This window comes from Pseudomonas sp. TWP3-2 (assembly GCF_049897765.1).
GTDB lineage: Bacteria > Pseudomonadota > Gammaproteobacteria > Pseudomonadales > Pseudomonadaceae > Aquipseudomonas.
On record NZ_JAFCWW010000019.1, the window covers coordinates 12,142 to 28,043 of the forward strand.

Annotated in this window: 14 protein-coding genes; 7 read left to right on the forward strand and 7 right to left on the reverse strand. The window is 59.8% G+C overall.

Going from position 1 to position 15,902, the window contains the following annotated elements:
- Nucleotides 1-248: 248 nt before the first annotated feature.
- The 3 genes from ACP7EE_RS22090 to ACP7EE_RS22100 all read left to right on the forward strand — a co-directional run bounded on the left by ACP7EE_RS22090 (nucleotide 249) and on the right by ACP7EE_RS22100 (nucleotide 3,266).
- Nucleotides 249-1,217: a 2-hydroxyacid dehydrogenase gene (locus ACP7EE_RS22090; protein ID WP_426236741.1), complete on the forward strand. Its 969-nt coding sequence runs from the start codon at nucleotides 249-251 to the stop codon at nucleotides 1,215-1,217.
- A 175-nt stretch (nucleotides 1,218-1,392) separates the two neighbouring features.
- On the forward strand, nucleotides 1,393-2,460 hold the full coding sequence (locus ACP7EE_RS22095; protein ID WP_426204365.1) for a phosphotransferase family protein: 1,068 nt from the start codon (nucleotides 1,393-1,395) through the stop codon (nucleotides 2,458-2,460).
- Between the two features lie 38 nt (nucleotides 2,461-2,498).
- A complete protein-coding gene (locus tag ACP7EE_RS22100) occupies nucleotides 2,499-3,266 on the forward strand; it encodes an SDR family oxidoreductase (protein WP_426204367.1) in 768 nt (255 codons plus the stop codon).
- 118 nt (nucleotides 3,267-3,384) lie between these two features.
- Here the strand turns inward: ACP7EE_RS22100 and ACP7EE_RS22105 are convergent, their stop codons facing one another.
- From ACP7EE_RS22105 to ACP7EE_RS22130, 6 genes are all read right to left on the reverse strand, one after another.
- Nucleotides 3,385-4,038, reverse strand: a complete 654-nt coding sequence (locus tag ACP7EE_RS22105; protein ID WP_426236743.1) for a trimeric intracellular cation channel family protein — start codon at nucleotides 4,036-4,038, stop codon at nucleotides 3,385-3,387.
- 885 nt (nucleotides 4,039-4,923) lie between these two features.
- Nucleotides 4,924-5,175, reverse strand: coding sequence for a DUF1652 domain-containing protein (locus ACP7EE_RS22110; protein ID WP_426204371.1), 252 nt, complete (start codon nucleotides 5,173-5,175; stop codon nucleotides 4,924-4,926).
- 192 nt (nucleotides 5,176-5,367) lie between these two features.
- Complete coding sequence (locus ACP7EE_RS22115; protein ID WP_426236745.1) at nucleotides 5,368-6,864, reverse strand: helix-turn-helix transcriptional regulator; 1,497 nt, start codon at nucleotides 6,862-6,864, stop codon at nucleotides 5,368-5,370.
- 108 nt (nucleotides 6,865-6,972) lie between these two features.
- Entirely contained in the window at nucleotides 6,973-7,866 is an 894-nt protein-coding gene (locus tag ACP7EE_RS22120) for a LysR substrate-binding domain-containing protein (RefSeq protein ID WP_426236747.1), read from the reverse strand.
- Nucleotides 7,867-7,872: 6 nt separating this feature from the next.
- Nucleotides 7,873-10,086, reverse strand: a complete 2,214-nt coding sequence (locus ACP7EE_RS22125; RefSeq protein ID WP_426236749.1) for a molybdopterin cofactor-binding domain-containing protein — start codon at nucleotides 10,084-10,086, stop codon at nucleotides 7,873-7,875.
- Nucleotides 10,086-10,550: a (2Fe-2S)-binding protein gene (locus tag ACP7EE_RS22130; protein ID WP_426204378.1), complete on the reverse strand. Its 465-nt coding sequence runs from the start codon at nucleotides 10,548-10,550 to the stop codon at nucleotides 10,086-10,088. Before ACP7EE_RS22130 ends, ACP7EE_RS22125 begins: the two co-directional genes overlap by 1 nt.
- 118 nt (nucleotides 10,551-10,668) lie before the next feature.
- Between ACP7EE_RS22130 and ACP7EE_RS22135 the strand changes: the two genes are divergently transcribed.
- Nucleotides 10,669-11,580 (forward strand): LysR substrate-binding domain-containing protein, encoded by a 912-nt coding sequence (locus tag ACP7EE_RS22135; RefSeq protein WP_426204380.1) that lies wholly within the window; start codon nucleotides 10,669-10,671, stop codon nucleotides 11,578-11,580.
- A gap of 65 nt (nucleotides 11,581-11,645) precedes the next feature.
- Here the strand turns inward: ACP7EE_RS22135 and ACP7EE_RS22140 are convergent, their stop codons facing one another.
- Nucleotides 11,646-12,632 (reverse strand): GlxA family transcriptional regulator, encoded by a 987-nt coding sequence (locus ACP7EE_RS22140; protein ID WP_426236751.1) that lies wholly within the window; start codon nucleotides 12,630-12,632, stop codon nucleotides 11,646-11,648.
- 154 nt (nucleotides 12,633-12,786) lie between these two features.
- Here ACP7EE_RS22140 and ACP7EE_RS22145 point away from each other — a divergent pair, with 154 nt between their 5' ends.
- From ACP7EE_RS22145 to ACP7EE_RS22155, 3 genes are all read left to right on the forward strand, one after another.
- Entirely contained in the window at nucleotides 12,787-13,677 is an 891-nt protein-coding gene (locus ACP7EE_RS22145; RefSeq protein WP_426236753.1) for an MBL fold metallo-hydrolase, read from the forward strand.
- Nucleotides 13,678-13,927: 250 nt separating this feature from the next.
- The gene (locus tag ACP7EE_RS22150) at nucleotides 13,928-14,857 is read left to right on the forward strand and encodes an amidohydrolase family protein (protein WP_420649597.1); all 930 of its coding nucleotides are present in this window, start codon (nucleotides 13,928-13,930) and stop codon (nucleotides 14,855-14,857) included.
- A 4-nt stretch (nucleotides 14,858-14,861) separates the two neighbouring features.
- Complete coding sequence (locus ACP7EE_RS22155) at nucleotides 14,862-15,767, forward strand: amidohydrolase family protein (protein ID WP_134418495.1); 906 nt, start codon at nucleotides 14,862-14,864, stop codon at nucleotides 15,765-15,767.
- Nucleotides 15,768-15,902 lie beyond the last annotated feature (135 nt).

Here is a 15,902-nt window from a genome sequence, read left to right on the forward strand (position 1 = left end):
CCTTTCAATCTCGCCCGCTTCATCTAGCGTGATAGCAACCCTCTTCACCTGCGGAGCTGGCCCATGCCTCTGGTGAACTGGTCGTTCAGCAACGGCATCGCTCAATACGCCAGTTGATACAACGAGCTGCGCATCAGCTCCTACACTGCCTGATGCGGGTCAGCGGCCACCATTGCCAAACCGCTGTGCAATCAGCACTCTGACATGACTTACGCGACCGAACCGCCATAGATCTCAGGAGCCGCGCAATGCCCGCAACCGTTCTGGTACTGGTTGAAACCATCAATGACTACCTGCCGATTCTCGAACGACAGGGCTTTCACCTGATCCTCGCGCCGACTCCCGCCGAGCGTGCCCAGGCTATCGCCACTCACGGCGCGCGGATCGATGCGGTGCTGACCCGTGGCCCGTTGGGCCTGTACGCCGAAGAAATCTCCGCGCTGCCGGTCTTGAAAATCATCACGGTGATTGGCGCCGGTTACGAGCAGGTCGACCTGCAAGCTGCCAGCGACCGTGGGATCACCGTGACCAACGGCGCCGGGGTCAACGCATCTTCGGTGGCCGATCACGCGATGGCCATGTTGCTGGCGCTGGTCCGCGACATTCCGCGTTGCGATGCGGCCGTTCGCCGTGGCGAGTGGCCAAAAATCATGCGCCCGTCGCTGGCCGGCAAGCATTTGGGGATTCTCGGGCTCGGCGCGGTGGGCATGGCCATCGCCAAACGCGCCAACCTGGGGTTTGACATGCAGATCAGCTACCACAGCCGCAGATTGGCCAGCGATGTGCCTTACACATTCTGCTCGACCCCGACCGAGCTGGCACGCACCGCCGACTTTCTGATCATTGCCACACCAGGCGGACTGGGAACCAAACATCTGGTCAACCGCGCCGTGCTCGACGCGCTCGGTCCGGAAGGTTTCATCGTCAACATCGCCCGCGCCAGCGTGATTGCCACGGCAGATTTGATCGCGGCGCTGGAACATCGAAAAATCGCCGGTGCCGCACTCGATGTATTCGACCACGAGCCGCAGGTACCGGATTCACTGAAAGCCCTGAGCAACGTACTTTTAACGCCGCATGTGGCTGGTCTGTCGCCCGAAGCCACCCAAGGCACGGTGGAACTGGTGGGCAAGAATCTGGTGGCGTTCTTCAGCGGGGAAGCGGTGCTGACTCCATTGGAACTACCGCCGAAGCTTGGCGAAGAACGCGTGCACTAAGCCTCATTGGTAGCGTCAGCAGACGCTGCCGTCCGCGCTGGTCCCAGCCTATTCGAAACGCTGATTATCCGGCAACACGCTAACCTATAAGACCGCAGCGCGCTTGTGGCCGCCCCGGCGCGCCATTAGATTAGCCAATGATGTCTGGCCTCCAAAATAAGCAGAAGGGATAAGCATGGCGCTTACTGACCAGTCCACCCGTATCCGCTCCGGCGAAGAACTCGATGCCAGCCTGATTGATCCGTACCTCAAGGCGCACATTCCGGGCCTCAGCGGTACGCCGCAGATCAGCCAGTTTCCCGGCGGCGCGTCGAACCTGACGTACCTGCTGGAATACCCGGAACAGGAGTTCGTCCTGCGCCGTCCACCGTTCGGCCACAAAGCCAAATCAGCCCACGACATGGGCCGCGAATTCCGCATCCTCAATCAACTGCGCGACGGCTTTCCTTACTGCCCGAAAGCCTACGTGCACTGCACCGATGAATCGGTGATCGGCGCCGAGTTCTACGTGATGGAACGCGTCAACGGCATCATCCTGCGCTCGGAACTGCCGGCGGAACTGGGCTTTGATTCAGCCAGGACCGAAGCCCTGTGCAAGAGCTTCATCGACAAGTTCGTCGAACTGCACCGCGTCGATTACAACGCCTGCGGCCTCGGTGATCTGGGCAAGCCCGAAGGCTACGTCGCCCGCCAGATCAAAGGCTGGAGCGAGCGTTATGAAAAAGCCCTGACCCCGGATGCGCCGCAGTGGCAAGCGGTCAAAGCCTGGCTCAACGACAAGATGCCAGCCGACCACCCGACGTCGAGCATCGTGCACAACGACTACCGCTTCGACAACGTGATCCTCGACCCGCACAACCCGATGCAGATCATCGGCGTGCTCGACTGGGAACTGACCACCCTTGGCGATCCGCTGATGGATCTGGGCAACACCCTCGCCTACTGGATTCAAGCCGACGACCCGGCACCGGTGCAACTGATGCGCCGCCAGCCGAGCCACGCCCCGGGCATGCTCACCCGCCGCGAGTTCGTCGATTACTACGCTGAACGCGCCGGGATCCAGATCGACAATTTCGACTTCTACTACACCTACGGCCTGTTCCGCCTGGCCGGGATCGTGCAGCAGATCTACTACCGCTTCTACCACGGCCAGACCCAGGACAAACGCTTCGCGCAGTTCATTCACATGAACAAACTGCTGGAGCAGATGAGCCTGCAGGTCATCCAGAAATCCACGCTCTGATCGCACGCCTCATAACAAGACTCTTTCAAGGGGATAGCATGTCCAAGACTCAGTTGTTCGACCTCGACGGCAAGATTGCATTCGTCTCCGGCGCCAGCCGTGGCATCGGTGAAGCCATCGCCAAACTGCTGGCCCAGCAAGGCGCACACGTGATCGTGTCGAGCCGCAAACTCGACGGCTGCCAGCATGTCGCCGACGCGATCATCGCTGCCGGCGGCAAGGCCACCGCGGTCGCCTGCCACATTGGTGAGATGGAGCAGATCAGCCAGGTATTCGCCGGGATCAAGGAACAGTTCGGCCGTCTGGACATTCTGGTCAACAACGCCGCAACCAATCCGCAATTCTGCAACGTGCTCGACACCGATCTGAGCGCCTTCCAGAAAACCGTCGACGTGAACATCCGTGGCTACTTTTTCATGTCGGTCGAAGCCGGCAAGCTGATGCGCGAGAACGGCGGTGGCAGCATCATCAACGTCGCGTCGATCAACGGTATTTCGCCGGGGATATTCCAGGGCATCTACTCGGTGACCAAGGCTGCGGTGATCAACATGACCAAAGTCTTCGCCAAGGAATGCGCGCAATTCGGCATCCGCTGCAACGCTTTGCTGCCGGGTTTGACCGACACCAAGTTCGCTTCGGCGCTGGTGAAAAACGACGCAATCCTCAAGCAAGCGCTGGCGCAGATCCCGCTCAAGCGCGTGGCTGATCCGAGTGAAATGGCCGGCGCAGTGTTGTTCCTGGCGAGTGATGCTTCGAGCTACACCACCGGTGTTTCGCTGAATGTGGACGGCGGCTTCCTGTCCTGATTGCGCTCCGTGTAGGAGCTGACGAGTAAAACGAGGCTGCGATCCTTTGACTTTGATTTTAAAAAACCAAGATCAACAGATCGCAGCCTCGTTGCACTCGACAGCTCCTACAGGAGGCTTACAGGTCCATGACTTTTGGTAGTTGCCAGCCGAAATGCACCGACAACAGTCGCAACGACAAGCACGCCGCGCCCGCCAGCAACGCCGCAGCCACCGGTGACACGCCCAGCCGCCGGCCAATGATCAACACCGCCGCCCCGACAAACGCCGAGCTCGCATACAAATCCGCCTGCAACACCACCGGCACCCGTGCCAGCACAATGTCGCGAATCACCCCGCCACCGACCCCGGTGATCGTGCCCATCAGCATCGCCACAAACGGCGAGATGCCATAGTTCAACGCCTTCTGCGCCCCGGCCACGGCAAACAACGCCAGCCCGGCGGCATCAAGCACGATCAACGTCGATCCAGACCAGCTCAGCACCTGTTCATGAAACACAAACGCCAGACCGCCCATGGCGAACGCCAGCGCAGGGTAACGCCAATCCGCCACAGCATTGGCCGGCGTAGCGCCAATCAGCAGATCACGCGTAACCCCACCGCCCAGCGCCACGATGAACGCAATCACCATGACCCCGAGCAGATCAAGCTGACTGCGCATCGCCGCAATCGCGCCCTCGACAGCAAACACCGCCGTACCGGCCAGATCGGCCACCAGCACAACCCGCTCAACCCGGGACTTACGCCGCGCCGGCGCTATTGCGTGACGCAACGGGTGGTCGTGATCTGTCGAGTGACTTGGCCATCGGCATACGCATCACCGACCACTTCAGTGTTTTCGAGGACTTCGCAAGTACGTTCAGGCGGTGGAGGCGGCGCGGCAGGCGGCGGAGGTGGAGGACTGGCGCAGGCACTGAGCAGCCCCAACAGAAAAGCAAACGACAACGCAGAACACACGCGTTTCCCAGGATTATTCATAGGACGACCCGCGAAGAATGGAAGAAAACTCCCGTGGCCGGGCAGGACAATGCACGGCAATGGAAACCGAACCACTCATTCCTTATAGACCAGAGTCCGGCAAGTGCCAGTGGAATGGTGGGACTAGAGGGAATTGGCTGTCGATTTTGGGGTGGGATGGTAAAAGCGGATCGCGTGGTTTGAGCAATCTGTGCATGACTGTTGATCGCGGCCCTCACCCTAGCCCTCCCGAAACGTCGGACCGCCCAGAGGTAGAGGGGACTGACCGAGGTGCTCACAAGAATTACGCCGACGTGGGATACCGAGGTGAATTCAACATTTAAAAAGCACGCAATCGCGGCTCAGATTTTGACCCACCACCACTCAACAGGATGAGCGTTAGCTCGGCTGCAGCCCTTGATCTTGATCTCAAGCGCCCATCGGCAGGCTGAGTGGAGGGATTGATTCGGGGATGGGAGCGAAGCGACCGTTTGGCGCAGCCAAACACATCGAGAGGAGGTGCAGCGCAGCAAACCGGAGGCGATGCCCCCGGATCAATCCCGCAGCGAAGGAACCCGAGCCACAGCGAGGGCCGAACGTCAGGGCAAAGCCTTTTGGGTTACCTTTTTGGCGTTTGAAAAAGGTGACCCGCCGTAAGGGCGGAACCGTAAGCAGCCTTCACCCAACAACGGATATGTAATCAAACAGGATCCACAAAAGACCGCAAAGAATTGCTCTCCAACTCATACCGCAACTCCCCAACCAACCCCTCCACAGCCTCCCCAGACCGCAAAGCATCCAGACTCAACCCACTAACCACCAGGTCAACCCGCCCCGACGCCGGGTGATACAACTTCACCGTCAGCGAATTCTCCCCATCCACCACACACTCACACGCCAACGGCGAAAAACTGCGCTCCAGCTGCACGCGCAACTGCGCCAGATTGATCATCCCGATACTCCCGCGTGACGACGCACCAGAAATGACTCAATGAAAGACAACAGACACATGGGTCGATCCTTAAACCGCTTCGAAGAGGATGCGACCAGAATCCGCAGACCCGTATCGCACCTGAACAGACTAAGAACCTGCGCCTGATGCCAAAACCCGAATTTGCACCCCTTCGACTAGTGCATTTGCACCTTATCGCTGGCCTTTGCTTCCCCACACGCCAGAGAACAGTCCACGCTCCCGCGCCCAGACAATCGCCTCGCTGCGGCTGTGCACATCAAGCTTGGAGTAGACCGTCGCCACATGATTACGCACAGTATTCGGTGCGAGTTTCAGGCGCGCCGCGATTTCCTTGTCCGCCAGCCCTTCGCAGATCAGCCCGAGCACGTCACGCTCACGCGCCGTCAGCTCCGTGAACGACACGCTAGGCAATTGCGGAGAATTGACCTTTTTCACATTGGCCAGTTTTTCAATCAGCGTGCGGCTGAACCAGGACGCGTCTTTCATCACCTCCTCAATCGCCGCCACCAGCTCCAATTCGGTGCGTTTGCGCTCGGTGATGTCCATCAGCGCCAGCAAATAGCACGGCGTGTCCTGGATGACCATCGTCTCGGCCGAGACCGCGCACTCGAGCAGATCCGCGTCTTTCTTGCGCACGCGCAAATCCACGCGATCAACCCGGCCGGATTTGACCAGCGCCGCAAACAGACGCGTGCGCGCCGCGACATCATCGACAAACTCCAGCTCGGAAACCGTCTTGCCCAGCACCTCATCGCCGCTGTAAGCCAGGGTATCGAGGAACGCCTGATTGACGTCGATCACCCGCTGCTCGTCAGTGCTGCAGATGAGAATCGGCACCGGCGTCAGGCGAAAGGCCTTGGCGAAGCGTTCTTCACTTTGCCGTAACGCCACTTCGACCTTGCGCCGTGGCTCCATGTCGACAAAGGAAAACAACATGCAGTCTTCATCGTTGAGTATCAGCGTCTGACCGGCGACGACTACCTGCTTGCTGCCTCCGTCGGCCGTGCGCAGCTCAGCCTGCATCTGCGGAATGGTCGCCACATCGCGCAGACGCTGGATCGCTAGCTCTTTGCGCTCGGCCTTTTCGAGGATGTCCAGCTCATAGGTCGAGGCGCCGATCACCTGATCGCGGCTGTAGCCGGTCATCTCCAGAAACCCCGGATTGACCTTGATGTAGCGCAAGTCGCTGAGACGGCAGATGACCGCAGGGGCCGGGTTGGCATTGAAGGTCTTCTCGAAGCGCTGCTCGGCGTTGGCCCAGTCGGTGACGTCGCTCATGATCAGCACCAGCGATTCGGGATCGCCGTTGCGATCAGTCAATACCAGACTGCGCACGGTATGCACCCAGGTGCGTTCTTCATCATGCGCCGGAGTGACTTCGACCAGCACGTCGCTGAAGGTTTCACCGGCCGCCACGCGGCTGAGCGGGTATTGATCGGCGGTCAATGGGTGATTGTTGCGATAGCGCAGGTTGAAGCGTTCAGCGTACTCCTTGGCATTGTGCCCGAGCTCACCGACGCGACTGATGCCGTGCATGGTCAACGCCGCTTCGTTGGCCCAGAGAATGCTCTGATCGAGTTCCAGCAAAATCACCCCGTCGGACAGACTCGCAATGATCTGCTGCAACTGGCGGCGATTGGTTTCGGTGGTCAGTACGTCCTGGCTCATTGGCTCTCCACAGGTGATGCGAGCATGTGAAGGTTACGACCGCAGGCTGTTGGGATCGTGCCGAGCATTCTTCCCGGACATCCACCAATCCCCTAGCTCCCACAAGGTTCAGTGCAGATTTGAGGTTTCGACCAATTCGCGCAAGGTATCGAGAAACAACCTGAGCACCGGCGAGGCATCGTCGGCGCGGTAAGTGGCGTACAGCGGCACTTCCGGCAGCGCCGGAGTCAGGCGGCGAAACACCAGCCCCGCCGGAGCCAGTTGCTCGATTGACGCCGGCAACAGCGCCACGCCAAATCCGGCGCTGACCAGGCTGAGCAAGGTCTGCACCTCGATCACCTGCTGACGAATCTGCGGCGTGAACCCGGCCTTGATGCAGCACTGAAACAGAAAATCGGCGAACCGCGACTGCTTCAATTCCAGCGCCACGAACGGTTCCTGCGCCAGATCGGCGGGCGCCAGATGTTCGCGACTGGCCAACGGATGATCCGCCGGCATCACTACGCGGATCGGCTCGTAGATCAGCAGTTCATTGCGCAACTGCGGGTCGTCATAGCCAACGCGAAACACACAGGCGTCAATGCGCTTTTCCTTCAACGCCTTGACCTGCGCCGCCGGGGTCATTTCATGCAGACGCCAATTGACCTGCGGATAGCGCTCGCGAAACAGATGCAGGGCTTTGGGCAGCACGCCGACCATCACCGAACTGATCATGCCGATTTCCAGCTCACCGAGCTGCCCGCGCCCGGTCTGACGGGTCAGGTCCAGCGCGCGTTCGAGCTGTTCGAACACCAGCGGTGCCTGCTCCTTGAGCATCTGCCCCGCTGCCGTCAGCTCAACCCGATGATGACTGCGCTCGAACAGCGGCGTGCCAAGTTCTTCTTCGAGCAAACGAATCTGCTGACTGAGCGGCGGCTGGCAAATGTGCAACCGCTCCGCCGCACGACCGAAATGCAACTCGTCGGCCAGCGCCATGAAATAACGCAGCAAGCGCAGGTCCATGGCGGCTTACCCGAGGCTCAGCGGCGTCGAGCGCTGACGCACGCCGGTCAGGCTGAACAGCGCGTTGGCGATGGCCGGCACCACCGAAGGACTGCCCAGCTCACCGACGCCGCCGGGTTTATCCGGCTGGCCGTCGAGCACAAGGATGTCCACCGCCGGCATGTCGGACATGCGCGTAACGCGGTAATCGTGGAAGTTGCTCTGCAGCACCCTGCCCTGTTTGATGTCGAGCCGATCAAACAACGCATGGCCAAGGCCCCACATCAGCCCGCCATAGATTTGTTCCTCGACGCCTCCGGGTGAGACCGCCAGACCACAATCGACCACACAAGTGAGCTTCTCTACTTTCGCTTGCCCATCGACTTTCACAACCCGCGCGACCACCGCGATAAAACTGGTGTAACCCTGATTGGTCGCGATCCCCAGCGCGGTATCTGGCGGCAATGGCTGGCCCCACCCGGCGCGCTCGGCGGCTTGTTTGAGCACCGCGACATGCCGTGGACGCTCCTGCATATTCGCCAGCCGAAATGCCAAAGGATCTGCGCCAGCCGCATGCGCCAGTTCATCCATGAAACTCTCGACGGCGAACACGTTGGGAATGAAACTCACCGAGCGATACCAACCACTGGGCACACCGCTTTCGTGCTTGACCCAATTCAGATCCAGGTGTGGCGGACGATAGGCGAAGTCCCACGCGGTGATCGCCTCGGTGGTGCTGTAATCCATGTGATCCGGGCGCTCGAAATAGCCCGGCTCCCACTGCTCTGGCGAGGCTGGCGACACGGCGTGCAATTGCAGTGCGCTGAGTTTGCCGCTCGCATCCAGTGCGCCTTTGACCCGATGCAGAGTCGCCGGGTGATAGAACAGCGCGTGCATTTCGTCTTCACGGCTGTTGAGCAACTTCACCGGCACACCGGTCTGCTGCGCCAGATAAGCGACTTCGAACAACCAGTATTTGGCTTCTCGTGCGCCGAAACTGCCGCCGGACACCAGTTCATGGATGGTGACTTGGTCTTTGTCGAATCCGCAGATCACTCGGGCGCCTTCCAGTGCCGAGGACGGCACCTGCACGCCGCCCCAATAGGTGATCGCCTTGTCCTTGACCTGCGCGGTGATGCAGATCGGTTCCAGCGGGTTTTGCACCTTGTAGGGCATGCTGTAATCGGCTTCGAGCAGCTTGGCTGCGCGCGGCCATTGTGCGGCGACGTCACCGTGGGTCATGGCTTTGATGGTTTGCGTTTTCGCGTCGCCAATCGCCAAAGCCTGGGCCTTGTGTAGCTCTTCGCTGTCGAATCCCGCCAGCGTCGATTCGCTCCATTTGATTTCCAGCAGCTTGCGCCCTTCTTGCGCGGCCCAGAAAGTATCGGCCAGCACCGCCACGCCCTCCTGATTGCCGCCGAGAACATCAGGCCGGCCCGGAATTGCCATGACGTTGCGAACGCCGGGCACTTGCAATGCCGCCGCTGAATCTACCGCCACGACTTTCGCCCCGACCACCGGTGCACGCTGAATCACCGCCACTAACATCCCCGGCAATTGCACGTCGATGCTGTACTTGAAGCGTCCGCAGACTTTGGCTGCTGCATCGCGTTTGTGCCGCAGTTTGCCGATGTATTTGAACTGCGAAGGATCCTTCAGCGTGACGTTGGCCGGTGCCGGCAGATGCGCCGCCACGCCGACCAGTTCGCCATAGCCGAGGCTGCGTTGGCTCGACAGATGTACCACCCGACCTTCTTCGGTAGAACAGCTATCGGCACTGACTTTCCACTGCCTGGCAGCCGCCGAAATCAACAGCGCCCGCGCCGTGGCCCCAGCCATGCGCAGCCGGTCGTATTCCAGCGAAACACTGGTGCTGCCACCGGTAGAAAACACCTTCCACACCGGATGAATGTAGGTTTCGAAAAACGGATCTTCCGGGGTAATCACCTGCACGGTCATCGGGTTGACGTCCAGCTCCTCGGCCACGCACGCAGCCAAAGCCGTGTGAGTGCCGGTGCCGGAATCGTGCTTGTGCACCACCAGTTTCACCGTACCGTCGGGCAGCACGCGCACCCAGGCATTCGGCTCGAATTCGGTGGCTGGCGCCGGGGCTTTCGGGTCAGTCGCGGCCGCGCCGGAGGGCAAATACAGGGCAATCGCCAAACCTGAAGCGACCGTTACCGCTTGCTTGAGAAATTCCCGGCGCGGCAGCTCGAATTGCGTGTCATCCAGGCGGCTCATCACGCCTCCTTCGGCGCATTCGCCGCGCGTTTGATGGCTTTGTTGATGCGCCCGTAGGTGCCGCAACGGCAGATATTGCCGGACATGGCGTTGCGGATCGAATCGTCAGTCACCGCCGCGCCAGTGTTGAGCAGCGCAGCGGCAGACATGATCTGCCCGGATTGACAGTAGCCGCATTGCGGCACATCTTCGGCGACCCAGGCCAGTTGCAGCGGATGGGTCTCGGTGGGCGACAAGCCTTCGATAGTGGTGATGTTGTGGCCAGCGACGGCGGCCACTGGCAACTGGCAGGAACGCACCGCGACGCCGTTCAGGTGCACAGTGCAGGCACCGCACAGGCCCATGCCGCAGCCGAACTTGGTGCCGGTGAGTTTCAATTGATCGCGCAAGACCCATAACAAGGGCATGGAGGGGGACGCCTCGACCAGCTCGCGTCGTTCGCCGTTTACCGTGAATGTAATCATTGTCAGGCTCCAAAAGAGCGGCCCGTCTTTGTGCAGGCCTGGTGACCGATTATTGGGAGCCACGACAAATCGCGGCCAGCGACGATTTCTGCCAACCGGTGTAAGCAGGACTAACAACATGTACAAGCGATACCCGTCGGTGCAGTCCATGAGCGCGTTTATTCACGCAGCGCGCAGCGGCAGTTTCTCCAGCGCCGCGCGCAAACTCGACCTCACACACAGCGCCATCAGCCAGCAGATCCGCGCACTCGAAGATTTCATCGGCCAGCCGCTGTTCGTGCGTGAAGGCGGCGGCAGCAACCTGACCGATGCCGGGCAGCTGTTTGCCAGCGTGCTGTCGGATGGCCTGGCGCAGATTGATCGCGCCTTGTCTTCGGTGAAAAACCGTAGCGTGGCTCAGCGTCTGACGCTGGATGTGGACAGTGAACTGGCGCAGAGCTGGCTCAATCCGCGCCTGCCGCAGTTACTCGATAGCCTGCCGGATTATGAGGTGACGCTGCTGTCGATGCCGCGCAGTGATCGCAGCACGTTCGAGCGCGTGGACCTGGCATTGCGTTATGGCTATGGCGATTGGGATGACTGCGAGATGGTGCAGATCTGTGGGGATCGGGTGTTGGCAGTGGCTTCGCCTGAGCTGCTGGCGCGGCATGAATTACAGGTGCCGCTGAGTCCGGCGCAGATTTTGGAACTGCCGCTTTTGGGGTATACGCGGCGCTCGTGGATTCCGTGGCTGGATGCCGCCGGCATGCCGCCGAACGAGCCTCCGGCACGGGTGATTTTTGATAATGCGGCCAACCTGATTGCCGCCGCCGAGGCCGGTGTCGGCGCAGGACTGGTGCGCGGATTATTGGCAGCAGATGCGTTGCGCAGTGGGCGGCTGGTGGCGTTGAACGAGGCGCAGATTGCCGCGCATTACAATCTCTATGCGGTTTGGCCGCATGGGCAGGCTGAGCGCGTGGCGCCTGTGGTTGAAGCCGTGCGGCAGTTGGTTTTGGGTACGCTTGAAGATCCTGCCCTCCCCCAGCCATGACCGCGCGCTTTACACCGGAGTCACCGAAGACTGTTGATGAGGTTTACTGCTGAGGCCTTTCGGACTCAGCTGCTCCGTTTAAATCCATCCGGCTTCATTTCGCGAAAAAACGTTCGCCGATATTCAGAAGGCGACGTGCCGAGATGAGCGACGAATTGTTGCCTCAAGGATAAGGGCGTTCCGAAACCTGCCTCTCCGGCAACGCATTCAATGGGTAAATCAGTCGTTTCAAGCAGTTCTTGTGCTCTGACGACTCGCTCGGCATTCAGCCATTTAGAGACGGTACTGCCCGTCGCCTCCTTAAAGCGGCGAGTAAACGTGCGCCTGCTCATTTTCGCCATGTCTGCCAGGACATCGAGAGACAGATCACTGGACAGGTGCGTACGCGCCCACGCCAGTACATCAGACAAATGAGTCTCGCTGGATAGCTGCGGCACAGGGCGCTCAACGTATTGAGCCTGACCTCCCTGCCTGTGCGGCGGCGTTACCAGCATCTTTGCGGTGCGATTCGCCACATCGGCACCGAGCCGCTGGCGTATCAAGTGCAGGCAACAATCGATTGCCGCCACGGTTCCCGCAGAAGTCACGATATTGCCATCACTGACATAGAGCACCTCGGGCCTGAAATGAACCTCAGGGAAGCGTCGGGAAAATTCGTCTCTGACGGCCCAGTGGGTGGTCGCTTCCTTGCCATCAAGCAGCCCGGCATCTCCGAGCACGAATGCTCCCAGACACAAGCCGACGATGAGCTTTCCCTGGGCATTAGCGAGCTGCAAGGCTTTCACAAGCTGCGCAGATGCAACGACCGACTGATCGCCCCACGCGGGAATGACAATTACATCAGATGCCTCCATCAGTTCCAGGCCATGAGCGACCTCCAGGCCGATGCCTTGGTCGCTACTCACCGTACCCGGCGACTCTGCGCAGTAGCTGACCTCGTATTGCGGTTCACCGGGCGCGGATTGAGCCGTACCCAGAACCACGCCCGGGACAGAAAGATGGAACAGACTTACGCCGTCGAAAGCCAGAACAGCCACACGTATGGATTGCATCAGGCAGCCTCAGAGGGATAAATCGCCCCTCTCAAATGTACGGGCACGTTAGTCGATTGGCCCGATTATATCGAAATATGTCATTCAGGCCACTGTCAGGCTTCAAAGCATTCGGCAAGAATGGTGTTCTCGATGTATCAACAGGATTAATCACATGAACTTCAGAACACTCCCTCTTGCGCTCAGCATTGCTTGCGCTGTGGCCACCGCACCGGCATTTGCGGGATCAAACGCCCCCAAGTCGCCGGACGCATTGCATAAAGTCGACTTGCAGCAAATTCGTAACGCCACGGTGAAAATCACCTACGGCGGCACGACATTCCTGATCGACCCAATGCTCGCCAAAAAGGGAGCCTATCCAGGATTTGAAAATACTTACCGAAGCAACCTGCGCAATCCGTTGGTTGATCTGACAGAGTCGCCGGCTGAAGTGATCTCCGGTATCGACGCAGTCATCGTCACGCATACGCATCTTGACCACTGGGATGATGCCGCACAAAAAGCGCTGCCCAAAGACATCCCTCTGTTCACTCAGCATGAAGAAGATGCGCAGCTGATTCGCTCCCAGGGTTTCAAGGATGTCCGCGTACTGACTGATGAAGCTGAATTCGGCGGCGTCAAAATCAGCAAGACCGGTGGTCAGCATGGCACCGACGAAATGTATGCCGTACCCGCTCTGGCGAAACCACTGGGCGAAGCAATGGGCGTCGTTTTTCAAGCGCCAGGCTACAAGACGCTCTACCTCGCCGGCGACACTATCTGGCGTAAAGAGGTCGACCAGGCCATCGAGAAATATCACCCCGAGGTCATCGTGCTCAATGCCGGGAAAGCAAAAATGACCGACTACGAGGGTGCAATCATCATGGGTGAAGAGGACGTTCTGCGCGCTTCACAGGTCGCGAAAAACGCAAAAATCGTCGCCGTGCACATGGACGCAGTCAACCATATGTCCCTGACCCGCAAGCAATTGCGCACCTACGTCAAACAGCAGGGTATCGAGAGTCGCGTAGACATCCCGGAAGACGGCGCTTCATTAGAGTTTTGATTCAAGCATCAAGAGCCGCTGGTGAAGGCGGCTCGCGATATCCCTGAAGTATCACCACCCCTCCCAATTAATATTGTACGAACCCAACCCCTCCTCCCAATACTCGCCCTCAAGCAACCACCCACCCGGGCCGGATGCGACCAGGCGAGGGAATGTGCAATCCAGTTGCCCATAGAAATGGCCGATGACCCGGGACGTGGAAGCTGTCAGCCGCAAGGCTGCCTTCCCCGCTATCAGGAGATCGACTGCAATGATCATCGATATCAGCTGCTATCCCACCGATCTGGTGGACCTCGCCTGGAGGCATGACGGTGACCCGTTCACCGGCGAGCGTCTGCTGGAGATGATGGATGGCCCGTACATGGTCAACGGCAAACCTCGCCGCATCGACAAAGCCTTCATCCAGCCCCCCCAAGGCAACACTATTTACACCTGGACCGACGGCGACCTGACCGGTCGTGAGTCCATCGACGCCTACATGGCCTACACCCTGAAAATGGTCCAGACCTACCCGGATCGTTTCATCGGCTGCTTCGTCTACAACCCGCGCTGCGGCGTGGAAAACGGCGTCGAGGCGATCGAGCGCTACGTCACCGAGCACGGTTTCAAGATGGTGCAGATGCAGGCCAACATGCATGCCTATCGGCCTGACCGTGCGCTGGACTGGGTGCGTCCGTGCTTCGAGAAATGCGCCGAGCTGGGCATCCCGGTCAAGCTGCACACCGGCGATGGGCCGTACAGCATCCCGTCGGAATGGGTGCCGATGATCAAGGAATTCCCCAACGTCGATTTCATCATGGCGCACTTCGGCGTGCAGACCGGCGGCGTCTACGTGTTCGAACCGATGCAATGGGCGATGGAGTTGCCCAACGTCTACTGCGAATCGGGTTGGTGCCTGCAATCGCGGATTGTCGAGTTCGCCAAAGTCCTGCCGACGCACAAGATTCTGTTTGGCACCGACACCCCGCCGAACGAACCGGGCATGTGGCTGCGTTTGCTCGAAGTGCTCTGCCACGAGCCGCCGCAGGGCCTGAACCTCGACGAGAACACGCTCGAGGATTACCTGGGCAACAACACCGCGCGGATGATCGGCCTTGAGCCAACCCCGCCACCACGTTCCGTTTCCGAAGCAGAGGCGCAGCTCAAGCGCCCCGTCACCACTCAACTGGCCAGGAGCTGAACCGATGATCATCGACACCCATCTGCACCCCACCAATCTGGTCGACGAGGCCTGGCGCCACACCGGCGAACCGTTCACCGGCGAGCGCATGCTCAAACTGATGGACGGCCCGTACATGATCAACGGCAAACCGCGCCGCATCGACATGGGCTTCATCCAGCCGCCACCGGGCAACACCGGTTATCGCGACGGCAACCGCCGTGGCCGTGAGGGCGTGCGCGATTACATGTCGTACATCGCCGAACTGTGCATGAAGTACCCGGACCGCTTCATCGGCAACTTCAACTTCAACCCGCGCTGGGGACCGGAAAATGGCGCGGCGGAGCTGGAATTCCACATCAAGGAATACGGCTTCAAGATGCTCAAGCTGCACGCCAACATGCACGGCTATCGCCCGGATCGCGCGCTGGACTGGCTGCGCCCGGCGATGAAGGTCTGCGCCAAGTACAACATCGTGGTGCTGATCCATACCGGCGACGGCCCGTACACCATTCCGACCATGTTCTACCCGATCATCCGCGAGTTCCCGATGGTCAATTTCATCATCGGCCACTTCGGTATCCAGACCGGCGGCAACTACTCGTTCGAAGCGTTCTGGATGGCCATGGACACGCCGAACGTGTACTGCGAATCCGGTTGGTGCTTCCAGTCGCGGATCGTCGAATTCGCCAAGGAACTGCCGCGCAACAAGATCGTGTTCGGCACCGACTCGCCGCCGAACGAACCGGGCATGTGGCTGCGTGAACTTGAGGTGCTGTGCTCGCCGGCACCGCAGGGCTTGGGGATCGATGAGGATCATCTCGAAGATTACCTGGGCAACAACATCGCCAGGCTGTGCGGGATCGAACCGACCCCGCCACCCAAAGACCTGATCGAAGCAGACATACGTCTGACCACCACTTACCTCTAACTGAAAGAGATGTTGCACCTCTGTGGCGAGGGAGCTTGCTCCCGCTGGGTGGCGAAGCCGCCCCAAAAAACAGGCCTGCTGCGCAGTCCAGCGGGAGCAAGCTCCCTCGCCACGGGGGACCCGCGCAAAGAGCAC

What these genes read in the sequence shown, in the direction of transcription:
- ACP7EE_RS22135 (WP_426204380.1), top strand. Translation starts at nt 10,669, where the DNA reads ATGTACAAGCGATACCCGTCGGTGCAGTCCATGAGCGCGTTTATTCAC.
- ACP7EE_RS22110 (WP_426204371.1), bottom strand. Translation starts at nt 5,175, where the DNA reads ATGATCAATCTGGCGCAGTTGCGCGTGCAGCTGGAGCGCAGTTTTTCG.
- ACP7EE_RS22090 (WP_426236741.1), top strand. Translation starts at nt 249, where the DNA reads ATGCCCGCAACCGTTCTGGTACTGGTTGAAACCATCAATGACTACCTG.
- ACP7EE_RS22155 (WP_134418495.1), top strand. Translation starts at nt 14,862, where the DNA reads ATGATCATCGACACCCATCTGCACCCCACCAATCTGGTCGACGAGGCC.
- ACP7EE_RS22095 (WP_426204365.1), top strand. Translation starts at nt 1,393, where the DNA reads ATGGCGCTTACTGACCAGTCCACCCGTATCCGCTCCGGCGAAGAACTC.
- ACP7EE_RS22115 (WP_426236745.1), bottom strand. Translation starts at nt 6,864, where the DNA reads ATGAGCCAGGACGTACTGACCACCGAAACCAATCGCCGCCAGTTGCAG.
- ACP7EE_RS22130 (WP_426204378.1), bottom strand. Translation starts at nt 10,550, where the DNA reads ATGATTACATTCACGGTAAACGGCGAACGACGCGAGCTGGTCGAGGCG.
- ACP7EE_RS22150 (WP_420649597.1), top strand. Translation starts at nt 13,928, where the DNA reads ATGATCATCGATATCAGCTGCTATCCCACCGATCTGGTGGACCTCGCC.
- ACP7EE_RS22100 (WP_426204367.1), top strand. Translation starts at nt 2,499, where the DNA reads ATGTCCAAGACTCAGTTGTTCGACCTCGACGGCAAGATTGCATTCGTC.
- ACP7EE_RS22145 (WP_426236753.1), top strand. Translation starts at nt 12,787, where the DNA reads ATGAACTTCAGAACACTCCCTCTTGCGCTCAGCATTGCTTGCGCTGTG.
- ACP7EE_RS22140 (WP_426236751.1), bottom strand. Translation starts at nt 12,632, where the DNA reads ATGCAATCCATACGTGTGGCTGTTCTGGCTTTCGACGGCGTAAGTCTG.
- ACP7EE_RS22125 (WP_426236749.1), bottom strand. Translation starts at nt 10,086, where the DNA reads ATGAGCCGCCTGGATGACACGCAATTCGAGCTGCCGCGCCGGGAATTT.
- ACP7EE_RS22120 (WP_426236747.1), bottom strand. Translation starts at nt 7,866, where the DNA reads ATGGACCTGCGCTTGCTGCGTTATTTCATGGCGCTGGCCGACGAGTTG.